Raw genomic sequence first — 15,313 nt, 5'->3', positions numbered from 1 at the left:
ATGACAATCGCGCGAACGCTCTCCAGCTGGGGCGAAGCCCTGCCGGTACCGGATGTCGTGAGCCGCGCGGTCATCAACTCCCTTGTCACGCGGACAGACCGAGCCCTCACCTCGGAGCGAGGCGATGCCGCCGCCTTTGCCCGCGCGATGGCGGAGCGTCCCATCGCGCAGCACACCGGCGCGGCCAATGCCCAGCATTATGAGGTGCCCACTGCCTTTTTCGAGCAGGTACTCGGTCCGCGCCGCAAATACTCGTCCTGCTACTATCGCTCCCCCCAGGATGGTCTCGCCGAAGCGGAGGAGACTGCACTTGCGCTCACCGCGGACCATGCTGACCTCGCCGATGGCCAGGCCATCCTCGAGCTCGGCTGCGGGTGGGGCTCGCTTTCCCTCTGGATGGCCGAACGGCTGCCCGGATCGCGTATCGTCTCGGTCTCGAACTCGGCATCCCAGCGCAGCTCTATCGAGGGGTAGGCCAAAGCGCGCGGGCTTCGCAACCTGGAGATCGTCACCGCCGACATGAACGATTTTGCCATCTCGGAGCGCTTCGACCGCATCGTCTCGGTCGAGATGTTCGAGCACATGGCGAACTGGCGCGCGCTGCTTGCGCGCGCCAGTCATTGGCTGAAGCCGGATGGCAGGTTGTTCATCCATGTCTTCGCCCATGCTCGTGGCTGCTACCGTTTCGATGTCGCCGACAGCTCCGACTGGATCGCCCAGCATTTCTTTACGGGCGGCCTGATGCCGAGCATGCAGCTTGCCCATCAGTTTCCGGACCTGTTCGTCGTAGAGGAGGAATGGCGCTGGAGCGGCGAGCATTATCGTCGCACGGCCGAGCACTGGCTCGCCAATTTCGACCGCAACCTGCCGGCTATCCGTCCGATCCTGCAAGAGGTTTACGGCAAGGATGCCGCGCTTTGGTGCCGGCGCTGGCGCTTGTTCTTCCTGGCGACCAGCGGTCTCTTCGGCCATGCTGGCGGCGATGCGTGGGGCCTCAGCCACTACCGGCTGAGGCCGGCCTAGCCTGGCCCGCCAACGGTCATCCGTCGGGGCTAGCCGACGCCGTCGCCCTCGATCCGGCGAACGACGACATAGGCGATCCAGCTGCAAAAACCGACCACGACCGTGCCATAGGCGAGATCCGCCAGCGTGATCGTCAATGTCCATGCCCGTAGCGTGGCGTAATTGGTCAGATCATAGGTCGCATAGGCCAGGAGACCGACCAGCGCACCATTGATCAGGGCTGCACTTGCCGATCCATCGCGCAGCGCCGGCATCAGCGCGAAATGCACCACGCCGAGGGGAAAGCCGAAATAGAACAGCGCGGCCGGAAGATAGCGGATCTGCTTGAGGAGCCCCTCACCCAGCGTCGGGCGATAGAGCCTTGGCGTCATGGTGCTCAGCCAGATGGCGTCACAAATTCCGAATGCGACGAGAAATGCGATGTAGCCGGCGACAAAGCGCATGACGACCTCCAAAGGCTGCATGAACCTATACGGCGGCGGCGGCTCACCGGTTCTGCTGAGGGGTAGCCTTCGTGCGAAAGTCGCGCCTGCCCTGCCGGTCGCGAGGTCGGAGAAACGGAAACAGCCCGGCGCATGGGCCGGGCTGTTTGCAGATCCAGGATGCGCGGCTCAGAACTTGTAGTTCACGCCGACGCGAACGATGCCGCCATTGCCACCGCCATTGGTGGTCGCGGTATAGAGACCGGCCGGGAGTACGCCACCCGCCGGGTTGATGAAGGCCCGGTTCCGCCGACCTTCGCCCGTATCGACGTAGAGACCTTCGAGCTTGACCGTCCAGTTATTGGTGAAGGCATATTCGACGCCGCCACCGACGGTCCAGCCGGTATTGCTCGTCGTGTTGCCGGTCAGCGGGCTGCTGTTCAGGCCGCCATAGGCGAGGCCACCCGTGATGTAAATCAGGGTCCGATCGATGGCGTAACCGACGCGGGCACGCACGGTGCCGAAATAGCCACCGTCATTACCTCTGTCTGCCCACCAGGTGTATTGCCCCCAGGACACGTTGCTGTTCGATCCGACATACTGGATATCGGTCTCGAGACCGTAGACCCATGCGCCGGACTGCCAGTTATAGCCGATCTGGCCGCCGCCGACGAACGCGCCGTCGCCGCCACCGCCACTCAGAACGCCCGAGGAGCCGACCGTCGGCCCGGTGACGGTGACGTCGCGCGAGCCGCCCCAGCCCACACCGGCGTTGAGACCGACGTAGAAGCCGGCCCAGGTAAAGACGGGAGCGTAGACGATCGGGGGCGGGGGCGCGGATCGGCTGGGAAGATCGGCGGAGAAGGCAGACGTAGCCAGGCAGGTTGCAAGGACGGCGGTGGATGCAAGCCCTAGTCGCATGGTGTCCTCCGAGGTCAGCATTTCACCGCTCGATTGTTGCACAACAATCGACAGCGGTGAACCTCAATAATCGGACGGCATTTACTCGGAGATCGACCTAGTATTCCGTATCGGATACTTTGGCCAACCAGCCGATTCCAAACGGGAAATTTGCAGCGCCACGCGATCCCGATCCGGTGGCCTCTTCAAGGGGGCGGCGTCCAAAAGGCGCGCCCTTCAGTCGAGACCCGGCCGGCATCGCCCGGCCCGGGCGGCCTTCGGCTTGTCCCGGCAGGACGCTACGACCAATTGCGGGACCTCCCGGTTGCGAATGAGAATTGTGCGCTACGGCGCGACCGATTGAGGCGATCGGTCGGCTTCGCTCTCGGCAACGACAATGCAGTTTCGGCCGCCCGACTTGGCGGCATAGAGGGCCTTGTCGGCGCGTGCGTACAGGCTCAGTGAAACATCGGCCGTGTCCGTCTCGGCGATACCCGCCGAGAAGGTGCAGCGAAAATCGCCATGGCCGCCGCCGAGCGGATTCATCCCCCGAACGACGCTGAGCATGCGTTCCAGGACCAGCGCTGCCTCCGCAGCGGATGTCCTGGGCATGACCAACACGAATTCTTCGCCCCCGACTCGGCCAAAGCAGTCCGAGCGCCTGATATTCGCGTGGATCTCCTTGGCAAATCGACACAGGATTTCATCCCCTGCCGCGTGCCCGAAGCGATCATTGATGACCTTGAAATGATCGATATCGAGAACCGCCAGGCAACCTGAGAGGCGAATGTCGAGGCGCCTCTGAAGTAGCATATCGTCGATGCGGGCCATGACGAACCGGCGGTTGGCGACCCCTGTCAATTCATCCGTGTAGGAGGCCTTGACCGCATTGTCCCGGTCCTGGCGAAGGGATCGATTGTCGGAATGCAGATCGGTCGTGACGCTTGCGACGCAGAGCATCCAGCCGTCATCGCTGACCGTTTCGGTCATCCAGAGCCACCGTCCGTCATGCAGATCGGTTTCATAGGCGCGGTACCCGACCTTGCCGCGCCGCGACTGCGTCGAGATCAACCATTCCTCGAAATTCGTGGTTCGAACGACCGTCCCCGTTTCCGCGGAAAAATTCCGGCGCATGATCTCCGACCAGGTCGGATCCTCATTGGAGCGGATGGAATAGGCCTGGCGAAAGGCTCTGTTCGCTTTTCGAAGCCGATCGAACTGGTCATAGAGGCCAACCAGGACCGGGGAGCCTTCAAGCATCTCAATGAGCTGATGAGTCGTCTCATCCATCAGTCGGGAGCCTAACACGTTACCGAGAGGGGAAGCAGCCCCTCCCCCGACGCATGACCGGCCCGGGCTTCTCCCCCACGAGCACGGCATCGCGGGAAAGGGACTGCCGAACAGGCAGGCGGGCGGAGGGTGGCAGCATACGAGGTCAGTACGCAGTGACGATGGTTCACCGTACCCAGCCCTCGTAGTGCCGAACACCCAGCCCATCGCCAGGAGGCCGTCGAGCGCCCTTCTACTGGGTTTGCAGGCGCCGCGCCTCTGGCACTGGCGCGTAATGCCTCGATGAGATCAACCACCTTGGCTCCGGGTCACTTGGTTTTGACCAGAACGACGCGAGCGTTGCTGTCTTCCCATCGCTTCAAAACACTGATCGTGACATCGCTCTCATGTCGATGCACCCGCACGTCGAATTGCGAGGCGCCCAGTCTCAGCCCGCGAATTGTCACGTCGTCGAGAAACGAAGGGAGGATGGGATCCAGGAGTTTGACCTCGTTCGTCGCGGCCGGCAATTGCAGACCGAGGCAAGCGGCCAGCATCGCGAAGGGCGCGGCTGCAGCCCAGGCCTGAGGCGAGCAGGCCACGGGATAGGAAGTCGGTCCACGTCGACGCCTTCTCAAGAAACCGCAGAAGAGCTCCGGCAAGCGACGCTGTTCCTGGTAGGTCGCCGCATCAAAGATCGCCTCGAACAGTCGTGCAGCCTCGGCCTTCAAGCCGTATTTGCCAAAGCCGAGGGCGATCAGCGCGTTATCATGAGGCCATACCGAGCCATTGTGATAGGACATCGGATTGTAGCGGGCTTCATTGACATTGAGCGTGCGAATGCCCCAGCCGCTGAATCCACCTTCACTCATGAGTGACTGGGCTACCTGCGCCGCCCTTGAGGGGTAGGCGATGCCGCCGAACAGAGCATGACCGGCGTTGGAAGACCGAACGCGACACTGTCGCTTGCTTCCGTCCAGCGCCAACGCATAGGAGCCGATTTCCTCGCACCAGAAAGCCCGATCGAACCGCTCCTGCAAAATCGATGCTTCACGCCGCAACGCGTGGGCGCGCTCGCCCAGATCGAGAGCGCTCGCCATGGTGGCTGCAGCTTGCTTCGCGGCATAGACATAGGCCTGAACCTCGACGAGGGCGATCGGCCCCTGCGCCAAGGATCCGTCGGCGTGCGAAATCGAATCGTGACTATCCTTCCACCCTTGATTGGTTAGGCCATTGTCCGTCTCGCGATAATATTCGACAAATCCGTCGCCGTCGCGATCTCCGAATGTGTCGCACCATTGAAGCGCCGCCTCGATGTTCGGCCAGATCTGTTCGATCGCCGCCCGGTCGCCGGTTCGATCAAAATACTGGCCTGCCAGCATGACGAAGAGCGGGGTGGCATCGACGGAGCCGTAATAGAATCCGAATGGAACCTCACCGAGATTGGCCATCTCTCCGCTTCGTCGTTCATGCAGGATCTTGCCCGGCTGCGCATCGGCTTCAGGGTCAGGGGCGACGGCCTGTGCCTTCGCCAGCTGAAGCAATACGCCCCGCGCCACCAAGGGATCGGTCCATAGCAACATCATGGCCGTGATGATGCCGTCGCGCCCAAACATCGTCGAAAACCACGGAATGCCGGCATAGGGATAAACTCCGTCGGCACTCCGGGTCATGAGCGTGTAAAGATCCGATGTCGAGCGATAGATAAGATCTGAAAAGAGTGTATTCGTAGACTCTACCTTGGCAATATTGGACGTAAGCGCGCGCAAATCTCGGCGAGCGTCCTGGTAGGCCTTGGCAAAGCCCTGAGGTGGTGCTCCGGGCGCGTCCTCTCCGGAACGAACGCCTCGGTTGGGTGCATCAATCACGTCGCAGGCGATGGCGATGAGGAGCGAGGTTCGCTCCCCTGGCTTGAGAGAAAATTGAAACGACGCAAAGTCCCTGGTCAGTTGAACAGGCTCGGGCTCGAATCGGAGAACGGTTCGACGCACCTTGTTGTCGAGGCCGCGATAGAGGAAACGCGCAATCTGCGAAGACATGAGGACGTCGACTTCGCCGCGATGGGCGCGCTTCACACCCCTAACTTCGAAGAGATCTCGAAAATCCGCCGTAAAGGACAAGAAAAGCTTGAATTCGTGCGTAACGCGGTCGAAATTGCGCAACCCGACACGCTCATAGCAGACGGAATTCCAGAGAAATTTGGTCCGCTCGATGGCGATCGCATCGCGTGGAATGATCGTCGTGCCATCATCCCGGGCAATCTCAGGATTGGCCAGATCGACGGTCAAGGACGCGTTGTCGTCCTGGATGACCGAGCTGAGTAGGAGTGGCCGCTTGCCTTCGAAGAACAGTTGCAGCCGCGAAAGATGCCTGGTGTCGTTGCAGAAGAGCCCCTCCGATGTGTCCGGGGTGATGCCCAGGTCGCCATAGCTGTCGAGAACAGCAAACGCATCGCCCGCCTTCAGGGTGCGCAGTGGGCGCTCTACGAGCGACGGCTGGGCATCGAGGGCGTGCTCCGCCAATTGTTCCTGCAGTGGCGGGATCGGGCGCTCGCTTGCGGCGACGCTGCGCTCATTCATCCCACTGCTCCTCCTCGCTCGAGATCAGGCAGGTCCGTGCGGATTGGGTCATGGTTCTGCGTCTATTCTGCGGCCCTTCGGGCGCCGCCCGACGAACGCAGCAAATGGTCGAAGGCATCGAGATAGTCGCTCGCCATCCGCGCTGCGGTAAAATGCCCTTCGAAATACCGCCGGACCTGGGCGCGATCCATGGCAACGCTGTGTTTTGCAGCGGCGACGGCTTGCGCGATGGAGTCGACGAGGATCCCCGATACCCCGTCCTTGACGACTTCAGGCACTGAGCCGTTGCGCCAGGCGATAACCGGCGTTCCCGCCGCCATCGCTTCGATCATCACGAGTCCGAACGGCTCGGGCCAATCGATTGGAAACAGCAGCGCGCGCGCGCCGCCGAGAAACACAGATTTCTGCGCCTCGTCGATTTCCCCAATGAACTCGATCGAGGGATGATCGAGCAACGGCATGATCCGGGTTCTGAAATACTCTTCATCAACCGGATCAACCTTCGCCGCGATCTTGAGGCGCATGCCGGCACGCCTGGCGATCTCGATCGCCCGATCCGGTCGCTTTTCCGGCGTGATGCGGCCGAGGAAAGCCAGATACTCCCCTCCCCGCGCGTCGAACGGACAAAGGCCCGGACCTAAGCCGTGATGGACCGTCGCCAGCCAGTTCGCAGTCGCAGGCATCGGTTTCCGTTGGCAATCGGAAATCGATATCAGCGGCATCTGCGGGAAGGCCTCATAGACCGGGAGAAAATCGGGCAGATCCAAGCGACCATGGAGCGTCGTCACGCATTTGTGAGCGAGATCCGTGAACAAGGCATGCTGCAGCAGGTCGAGATGGAAATGGATGATGTCGAAGGACGCGGCACGCTCCCGGACCTTCGCAAGCATGGCAAGGTGGCTCGCGGTGTGATCGCGAATGCCTGCAAGTCGTAGGCCCTGCGGTGTGCAAGCGACAAGCTCGGCGGACGTGTTTGAATCGGCCGATGCGAACAAGGTGACTTGATGTCCCTGCCGAACGAGCTCTTCGGTGAGCCAGGACGCAACGCGCTCGGTCCCGCCATACATTCTCGGCGGAACCGACTCGGCCAGCGGTGCAACCTGCGCAATCCGCATCCGATTTCTCCAAAGGCCGCTGGCGCCAGCCAGGGCAGCGAGCTAGCAACTCCGCTCGGGCGGAAAAGTTCGGGCTTCTTGACTGCCGACACTCTGCCCGGCCGGGATCCGGGGGACCGTTTCCGGCATTGCCGTCACCATCAGGACAAGGGCGACCAGCCCCACTCCGGACAGCACGGCAAAGGCAACGCTGTATCCGGCCCAGACCACGAGGCTGCCGGCAAACACATAGCTCGACGCACCGCCAATGCCTTGGATCGTGCCGATGATTCCGCGAGCCAGGTTGTAGCGACCGCTGCCACGGACGGCGCCATAGAGAACAAGCGGCAGCAACACGTCGAACAACCCCGCTCCCACACCGTCGAGAATCTGGAAGCCGATCATCCAGTAGGGGTCATCGACGAGTGCAAACAAGATGCCGCGCAGAGGCACAGCGGCGAAGGCGAGTATCAGCAGCCACTTCCCACCGATGAGATTGGCCCGCATGACAAGGAAAGCCATCGGGATCGTCGCGAGCTGCGCGACGATGATCGCGGCGGACGTCACAGCCGACTCGAAGCCCTTGGCCTCCAGGGCAAGCTTTTGGCTTGCGAGCGCCAACATCGGTGCATTGGCAAAATGGAACAATGCCGCTCCGATCGCGAGCACTGCAAAGGGCCGCTCGGCCAATAGCCGTCGCCAGGCATAGGGACCGCCCCGGTCGAGGCCCGGTTCCCCGAGGCCGCGGGCCGTTTGATGGTCGATCGCGTTTGCGGGTATCGAAAGGGCGGCAATCGTCGCCAACCCGGCGAACAGCGGAAGCATGTAGAAGACGCCGCGTTGTCCGAAATGGGTGCCAATCAACGCAGCAATTGCAGCAATGAACACATTGCCGACGCGGTCATACGCGGCATTGCGCCCCAGCTGCCGGGCAATTCCGCGGGGCCCGAACAGTCCCACCGTGATCGCCGCAATCGTCGGTGCAAAGACGGCTCCCAAGAGCGCCATGCTGATGTCCGCGACGAAGACGACCGCGAGTGTCGGGACCGCCGCAATGGCCGCGCCCAGCGTCGCCAGGACCCAGGCCCCGCCGACAATGAGGGCCCTCTTGGCCCGGGTGGCATCGATCAAGGCGCCGATCGGGGTGTGAAAGGCAATGCCGATCAGCCCACTTGCGGTCAGGAGAGCCCCGATCGTCGCTTGATCCCACCCGACATCCGTCAGGAGGAACACGTTGACATAGGGCCCAAGGCCCCCTCGCAAGTCCGCCAACAGGAAGTTCAACCAGTCCAGGCTGAGCCGATGAGACACTGAAACCTCGCCGCGGTTTCCCCGGATGCCAATGATCGCGCGGACCGCAGTCGGCTCCTCTCGGTGGCGCCGCGGTCCGTTTCGTGAGGCCCTTCGGACTTTGCTTCTTCCGTCAGGGCCTGATCGAGCAGGGTTGCCCCGCTCTCCCTTCAGAGCCTTCTCACCGAGAGAAGCGACCTTACCGTGCAGCTCCCATGAACACTCACTCCAGGCCCAGCGCGCTACAGGACGCTCGTAGCCACCATTCCAATGGCGGTGACGGCCATCACAGCGGTTGCAAGCCAACCAAAGAATGTGAGCCCGCTCCCGATCGTTTGCCTGCCCATCACGCGTGCCTGAGTTGCCATGACCATCATCAGCACCATGATGGGAACGGCCACGATGCCGTTGATGACGGCGCTCCAATAAAGCGCCTTGATCGGATTGATTGGCGTCAGATTTAACGCCACACCGCACAGGGTCGCGACCGCTATCGTGATGTAGAAGGCCTTGGCCTGCTTCGGCTTGCGATCGAGCCCGATCGGCCAGCGCAGGGTTTCGCCGACGGCATAGGCTGCCGACCCGCCGAGAACCGGGACAGCCAACAGGCCCGTCCCGATAATGCCAAGCGCGAAGAGCCCTTCGGCAAAGACGCCGGCGATGGGCTTCAAGGCCTCAGCAGCTTGCGCAGAGCTCTCGATGTCCGTCACGCCATTGGCATGCAGGGTGGCTGCGGCGGTCACCATGATCGCAAGCGCGATGAGATTCGAGAATCCCATGCCCACAAAGGTGTCGAGCCGGATTCTCGACCCGGCCCCCTCGGCTTGTTCGGGGGCGTCCTTGAGCGGCTCGCGCTTGGGATTGGCGTTGATATCCTCGACTTCCTGGGAGGCTTGCCAAAAGAACAAATAGGGACTGATCGTCGTTCCCAGGATTGCCACAACGGCAGTCAGGTAATCGGCCTTGAAGGATATCTCGGGCAGGATAAGATTCCGCCCCAGCAGCGGCCAATCAATTCTGACAAAGAACAAAGCCCCGACATAAGCAAACAGAGCAAGAGTGAGCCATTTCAATACACTGACGTAGCGCTTGTATTTCAACATGATCTGCGTCACGACACAAATAATGCCGAAGGCCAAGACATAGGCAACCTGCGGACCCGACACGAGCAGATGCAAGGCATCGGCCATCGCGCCGATATCAGCCCCTATATTGATGATATTTGCCAGAAGAAGCAGTGTTACGCCGCTATAGACCAGCCAGTTCGGATAATGCCGACGCAGATTTCCTGCGATCCCATGTCCCGTGGTGCGCCCGAGCTGGGCACTGATGATCTGGATCGCGCACATCAACGGGTAGGAAAGGATAAGCGTCCAGCTCGTCGCATACCCAAACTGGGCTCCGGTCTGGGAATAGGTCGCAATCCCGCTTGGATCATCGTCTGAGGCGCCGGTAATCAGTCCAGGACCTAGAACCTGCAAAAACCGCGGCTTGCTGGGCTGCACGACTGGGCTTCGAGGTTCATGCGTGACAGCCATCGTCGTCTGGCTCCTCCGGCTACCTCCATAAGCGGCGAGACGCCGTGATGTTCCGAATAGTCGGATGAGGACGCGCAACGCGCCGGATGACCGGGATGACAATCGCGGTCATCCGGGCCTGGCAATCACCGGAGTGTCGTGCCCGTCGTCGAGACAGCTCCGTCAGAGGCCGGGGCTGATATTTGCTCCACATGGTGCGCCGTTCCGGAGCGGACCTTGGCTCGCTCTCCTCAGAGGCCGTCGATGACCGCGAGGGGCTCGACGAATGGCAGGCCTTGAGCCCTGGCTACGGGCTCGCAGGTGACCTGCCCGACGCATACATTGAGGCCTTGGCGCAAGTGGGGATCCTGCCTCAAGGCCTTGCGCCAGCCGTGATTGGCTATGGCCAGCACGAAGGGCAATGTCGCGTTGTTGAGCGCGAAGGTGGAGGTGCGAGCGACTGCGCCAGGCATATTGGCGACGCAGTAATGCACGACCCCATCGACGATATAGGTCGGGTCGGAATGGGTGGTGGCCCGCGATGTTTCGAAACAACCGCCCTGATCGATGGCCACGTCCACGACGACGGCGCCCTTCTTCATGGTGCGGATCATATCGCGGCTGACCAGCTTGGGCGCCGACGCGCCGGGGATCAACACCGCACCGATCACCAGGTCCGCCTGCCTCACGAGCTCCTCAATCGCCGCCTGGGTGGAAAAGACGGTGGTGATCGCATTTCCGAACTGGGTGGCTAGGCGCTTCAGCGGCTCTCCTGACCGATCCACGACCGTCACCTGCGCTCCCATGCCAATGGCGATCGTCGCGGCATGCGTGCCCGACACGCCTGCGCCGAGAATCACGACAGAAGCGGCCGGAACACCGGGAACCCCACCCAGCAGGATGCCGCGCCCCCCTTGAGCCTTCTCCAGGGCATGCGCGCCGACCTGCGGTGCGAGTCTGCCCGCCACTTCGGACATCGGCGCCAGAAGCGGCAGGGTGCCAGAGGGTGAGGTGACGGTCTCATAGGCGATACAGATCGCCTTGGATTGAATGAGATCGCGGGTTTGCGCAGGATCGGGTGCAAGGTGCAGATAGGTGAACAGGATCTGGTCAGGCCGCAGACGCTTCCGCTCCTCCGCCAAGGGTTCCTTGACCTTCACCACCATCTCGGCTTCTGCGAATATTCTCTCCGGCCCGTCGACGATTTCGGCGCCGACTGCGACGTAGTCCTCATCGGTGATGCCGGCACCAAGACCTGCACCGGATTGAACCATGACCTGGTGACCATGATGGACCAGCTCCCGGACGGACGACGGGACGAGCCCGGTACGCGCTTCGTTGTCCTTGATTTCGCAGGGCACGCCGACGAGCATCGAATTCTCCTCCCGTGGAGCCAAGGCCTTTATGTGCGGCCCAAAATTGCGCGTTTGATTGCGCGACTGGCAGGATCATTCACCAGCCCGCGCTCGATCATTGCGTCAAATGGGCCCGCTGGCCAGTGCGCGGCGATCGGGTCGCCCCTTACGAAGGGCGTGAGCTGCGAACGACTTCGACTTCGATTTCGGTACAGCACTCGCCGTTCGTTGGATGGAAATCGACGGAGCACGCCGTAACGACCAGCAGAAGATCGCATTCGGCTCGGACGACGACGTACCCGCCGGGCGGGTTGATCGACGGCAGAACCTCAAGTCGACCGTCTGGTTGCGGAGGCGAGTTTTGGAACAAGTCGACCGGATCGGGTACGAAGGGAAGCGCAACGCCTTCGTCCCGAAGGACTGACAGCAGGTTGTCTCTGCAATTTGGGTGATCGTGCAGCCCGGCCCGCTCGTAGAGCTCTCGGTTGCAGGCCGGAAACAGCATGTCGTGCGGACCGGGTGATCCGTCCTCGACCAATGTCAGCAACGGACGGCCGCGGTCGCTGTAGAAGCTCTCTCCGACCTTCGGAAACAACCGCTCGTTGATGTCTCGGGTTTGGGCCGTGCTCAGCCAGTCAAGGTGCGGCGAGATCGCAAAAGCCCATAGATCGGCGACCTGCTGCCCCTTCGGATCGATGATGCGAATGATATCGCCCTCCGATACGCGAACGGATCGTCCGGATTGGGCCGGGACGACAATGGACAGGTCGCTCGGCTCACGCTTGACAGAATTCGACTGCATTCCAGATCCCCCAGCTTCATTGGCGCTCATCCCAAGGTGCGGGTGCTAATCGAGAATCAGGATGGCTTCTTCATGGTCCGGGGCCGATCATGCAGCCGCGAGGGTGCGGATCAGCCAAGTCAATCTCCGCGTCCCCGGGGCTCGACGTTTCGGAACAATCATCTCGGGTGCCTGTTCCTGTGGTGACTTTGCATTGGCTGCCGTGCCCGGAGCGGATTGGGTTTCGAAAGGTCGCCCCCAACTCAGCACTGGCCTGCGGCGGCATCGATTGGGAGGGCCTGCAAAGTCCATGACATGCGAGGAGACTTGTCCTGTCGACACCGTGTCGGCTCCGCCATCGATACGAAACATACCGTCCCAACTGGGATGTTCTTTGCAGTGACGGTTTGGAGCGCGCAGCTCAGCCGCGAACGCGGAGAGTCACGTGGAAAAGCTGAAGGCGTATCGCCAAAAGCGCGATTTCGAGAAGACCAGGGAGCCTGCCGGAGACGCCGCGGTTTCGAAATCGAACCGCCTGCGCTTCGTCATCCAGAAGCATGATGCGACCAGGCTTCATTATGATCTGCGCCTGGAGTTGGACGGGGTTTTCAAGTCCTGGGCGGTCACCAAGGGCCCATCGCTTGATCCTGGCGACAAGCGCCTCGCAGTCGAGGTCGAAGACCACCCCCTCCCCTATGGCGATTTCGAGGGGACCATACCCAAGGGACAATATGGCGGGGGGACGGTCCTGCTCTGGGATCGCGGCTATTGGCATGCGGAGGGCAAGATCAGCCCGGAGAGGCAACTGGAAACGGGCGAACTCAAGTTCGTCCTTGACGGCGAGCGTCTCCAGGGCAGCTTCGTCCTCGTTCGGATGCGTCATGATCGGGATGGCGGCAAGCGCACCAACTGGCTGCTGATCAAGCACCGGGATGAGCATTCCGTGGATGGCGCCGGCGATGCGGTTCTGAAGGCCGACACGTCCGTTGCCTCCGGCCGCAGCATGGACGCGATCGCGGCAGGCAAGGGGCGCTCGCCCAAGCCATTCCTCCTCGCGAAAGACGCCCTCGCCGCCGACGCCGAATGGGACAGCCGCAAGGGGCTGGCCGCGCAACACAGGCGGAGCCCGGACAGATCCGGACCACCGAAGACATCTCGCCCAGCCCCCATGCCGCCGTTCATCGCGCCGCAACTGTGCCGAAGCGTCGAGCGCCCTGCCAATGGTGGCGGGTGGGTGCATGAGATCAAGTTCGATGGCTATCGCATCCAGATGCGGATCCAGGGCGGGACCGTCACGCTCAAGACCCGGAAGGGGCTCGACTGGACCTCGAGATTTGAAGCGATCGCAAAAGCCGGCGAGGGTCTGCCGGATGCCATCATCGATGGCGAGATCGTCGCGCTCGACAAGCATGGCGCGCCGGATTTCGCTGCCCTCCAGGCCGCTCTTTCTGAGGAAAGGACGGAGGATCTCATCTTCTTCGCCTTCGACATGCTGTTCGCCGTCGGGGCGGATCTCCGCGAACTCCCGCTCCTGCATCGGAAGGAGCTTCTCAAGGCCACGCTCGACGAACACGGCGACGGCATCATCCTGCGCTATGTCGAGCATTTCGAGACCGGCGGCGACGCCATCCTGAAATCGGCCTGCAAGCTGTCCCTGGAGGGCATCGTCTCGAAGGCGGTCGATGCGGCCTATGTGTCAGGGCGCAGCAACAGCTGGACGAAGGCCAAATGTCGCGCCGGGCATGAGGTCGTGATCGGCGGGTGGTCCACGACAGCCGGCAAATTCAAGTCGCTTCTGGTCGGCGTCAATCGAGGGGCAGATCTTGTCTATATCGGACGGGTGGGCACGGGCTACAGCGCCTCCAAGGTACAGGCGCTGTTGCCAAAGCTGAAGGCGGCCGCCGCGACAACCTCGCCCTTTAAAGGGGCCGGCTCTCCAAAGCGCGAGCCTGGGGTCACCTGGTTGAAGCCCGAACTTGTCGCGGAGATCGAGTTTGCCGGCTGGACGGGGGATGGCATGGCTCGTCAGGCCGCCTTCAAGGGGTTGCGCGAAGACAAGCCTGCCGACGAGGTGGAAACCGAACTCCCCGCCGACCCGGAAGACACCGAGACGCCGCAACCGAAACCGACGTCCTCCCGCCGTCGGGGTGAGAGAGCCCAAGTCATGGGGGTCGGCATCAGCCACCCCGAGAAGACCCTCTGGCCGAATGCGGGGGATGATCGGCCCGTCTCCAAGCAGGAACTGGCCGAATATTTCGCCGCGGTCGGCGACTGGATAATGCCGCATATCAAGGGCCGGCCCTGTTCGCTTGTGCGCGCACCCGATGGCATAGAGGGCGAGATGTTCTTCCAGCGCCATGCCGGCATGGGAACCTCGAACCTGTTCGAACTCGTCCGGGTCTTTGGCGACAAGAAGCCCTATCTCCAGATCGATCGGATCGAGGCGCTGGCGGCCGCGGCCCAGATCGGCGGCATCGAGCTTCACCCCTGGAACTGCTTGCCCGGTGATCCGGAGACGCCGGGTCGCCTGGTCTTCGATCTCGATCCGGGGCCCGATGTGACGTTCGGTGAGGTGATCGACGCTGCAACGCAGATGCGCGAGCGGCTGGATGCGCTTGGGCTGGTCAGCTTCTGCAAGACCACAGGCGGCAAGGGCCTGCATGTCGTCACGCCCTTGGCGGCCGGAAAGCGAAATAAGCTCGAGTGGCCTGCGGCGAAGGATTTCGCTCGTCGGATCTGCACGGAACTGGCCGCCGATCAGCCGTCGCGCTACGTCGTCAACATGGCCAAGCGTCTCAGGAAGGGACGCATCTTCCTCGACTATCTGCGAAATGATCGCATGGCCACTGCGGTTGCCCCCCTGTCGCCGCGGGCAAGGCCCGGAGCGCATGTCTCGATGCCGCTGACCTGGTCGCAGGTCAAAGCCGATCTCGATCCCGCGCGCTTTACGGTGCGGACCGTACCGGGCCTGCTGAAGAAGACCAAGGCTTGGGAAGGCTACGATGACGCGGCGGGTTCACTCTCCGACGCGATCAAGAATCTGGGCAAGCGCACGACCGCGGCGTGATGGGTCCCGAAGCCTC

The 15,313-nt window shown here is 62.2% G+C and carries 10 protein-coding genes and 1 pseudogene; 2 read left to right on the top strand and 9 right to left on the bottom strand.

What is annotated here, in order from left to right:
* Positions 1-1,023 (top strand): annotated as a pseudogene (locus tag AB4099_RS09755) (SAM-dependent methyltransferase).
* A 29-nt stretch (positions 1,024-1,052) separates the two neighbouring features.
* Here the strand turns inward: AB4099_RS09755 and AB4099_RS09750 are convergent.
* The 9 genes from AB4099_RS09750 to AB4099_RS09710 all read right to left on the bottom strand — a co-directional run bounded on the left by AB4099_RS09750 (position 1,053) and on the right by AB4099_RS09710 (position 12,281).
* Positions 1,053-1,466, bottom strand: coding sequence for a DUF2177 family protein (locus tag AB4099_RS09750; protein ID WP_441477910.1), 414 nt, complete (start codon positions 1,464-1,466; stop codon positions 1,053-1,055).
* A gap of 168 nt (positions 1,467-1,634) precedes the next feature.
* Complete coding sequence (locus AB4099_RS09745; protein WP_162768185.1) at positions 1,635-2,366, bottom strand: outer membrane protein; 732 nt, start codon at positions 2,364-2,366, stop codon at positions 1,635-1,637.
* A 324-nt stretch (positions 2,367-2,690) separates the two neighbouring features.
* Positions 2,691-3,635 (bottom strand): GGDEF domain-containing protein, encoded by a 945-nt coding sequence (locus tag AB4099_RS09740; protein WP_113515965.1) that lies wholly within the window; start codon positions 3,633-3,635, stop codon positions 2,691-2,693.
* A 308-nt stretch (positions 3,636-3,943) separates the two neighbouring features.
* A complete protein-coding gene (locus AB4099_RS09735) occupies positions 3,944-6,193 on the bottom strand; it encodes an amylo-alpha-1,6-glucosidase (protein ID WP_113515966.1) in 2,250 nt (749 codons plus the stop codon).
* Between the two features lie 62 nt (positions 6,194-6,255).
* Complete coding sequence (locus AB4099_RS09730; RefSeq protein ID WP_113515967.1) at positions 6,256-7,308, bottom strand: glycosyltransferase family 4 protein; 1,053 nt, start codon at positions 7,306-7,308, stop codon at positions 6,256-6,258.
* Positions 7,309-7,350: 42 nt separating this feature from the next.
* Complete coding sequence (locus AB4099_RS09725) at positions 7,351-8,598, bottom strand: MFS transporter (protein WP_441477909.1); 1,248 nt, start codon at positions 8,596-8,598, stop codon at positions 7,351-7,353.
* A gap of 221 nt (positions 8,599-8,819) precedes the next feature.
* Positions 8,820-10,115, bottom strand: coding sequence for an NRAMP family divalent metal transporter (locus tag AB4099_RS09720; protein ID WP_113515968.1), 1,296 nt, complete (start codon positions 10,113-10,115; stop codon positions 8,820-8,822).
* A 230-nt stretch (positions 10,116-10,345) separates the two neighbouring features.
* On the bottom strand, positions 10,346-11,467 hold the full coding sequence (gene ald, locus AB4099_RS09715) for an alanine dehydrogenase (protein WP_113515969.1): 1,122 nt from the start codon (positions 11,465-11,467) through the stop codon (positions 10,346-10,348).
* A 148-nt stretch (positions 11,468-11,615) separates the two neighbouring features.
* Positions 11,616-12,281, bottom strand: a complete 666-nt coding sequence (locus AB4099_RS09710; protein ID WP_441477908.1) for a DUF1989 domain-containing protein — start codon at positions 12,279-12,281, stop codon at positions 11,616-11,618.
* A gap of 394 nt (positions 12,282-12,675) precedes the next feature.
* Between AB4099_RS09710 and ligD the strand changes: the two genes are divergently transcribed.
* Positions 12,676-15,297 (top strand): DNA ligase D, encoded by a 2,622-nt coding sequence (gene ligD / locus AB4099_RS09705; protein WP_113515971.1) that lies wholly within the window; start codon positions 12,676-12,678, stop codon positions 15,295-15,297.
* Positions 15,298-15,313: the final 16 nt, after the last annotated feature.

It is taken from the genome of Allobosea sp. 2KB_26, from assembly GCF_052115715.1.
Taxonomy (GTDB): Bacteria; Pseudomonadota; Alphaproteobacteria; order Rhizobiales; family Beijerinckiaceae; genus Allobosea.
This window is presented reverse-complemented; position numbering and strand designations above follow the sequence as displayed.

Bases quoted from the DNA above. Each gene is read 5' to 3' on its own strand.
- AB4099_RS09750 (WP_441477910.1), bottom strand. From the start codon at position 1,466: ATGCGCTTTGTCGCCGGCTACATCGCATTTCTCGTCGCATTCGGAATT.
- AB4099_RS09745 (WP_162768185.1), bottom strand. From the start codon at position 2,366: ATGCGACTAGGGCTTGCATCCACCGCCGTCCTTGCAACCTGCCTGGCT.
- AB4099_RS09740 (WP_113515965.1), bottom strand. From the start codon at position 3,635: ATGGATGAGACGACTCATCAGCTCATTGAGATGCTTGAAGGCTCCCCG.
- AB4099_RS09735 (WP_113515966.1), bottom strand. From the start codon at position 6,193: ATGAATGAGCGCAGCGTCGCCGCAAGCGAGCGCCCGATCCCGCCACTG.
- AB4099_RS09730 (WP_113515967.1), bottom strand. From the start codon at position 7,308: ATGCGGATTGCGCAGGTTGCACCGCTGGCCGAGTCGGTTCCGCCGAGA.
- AB4099_RS09720 (WP_113515968.1), bottom strand. From the start codon at position 10,115: ATGGCTGTCACGCATGAACCTCGAAGCCCAGTCGTGCAGCCCAGCAAG.
- ald (WP_113515969.1), bottom strand. From the start codon at position 11,467: ATGCTCGTCGGCGTGCCCTGCGAAATCAAGGACAACGAAGCGCGTACC.
- AB4099_RS09710 (WP_441477908.1), bottom strand. From the start codon at position 12,281: ATGAGCGCCAATGAAGCTGGGGGATCTGGAATGCAGTCGAATTCTGTC.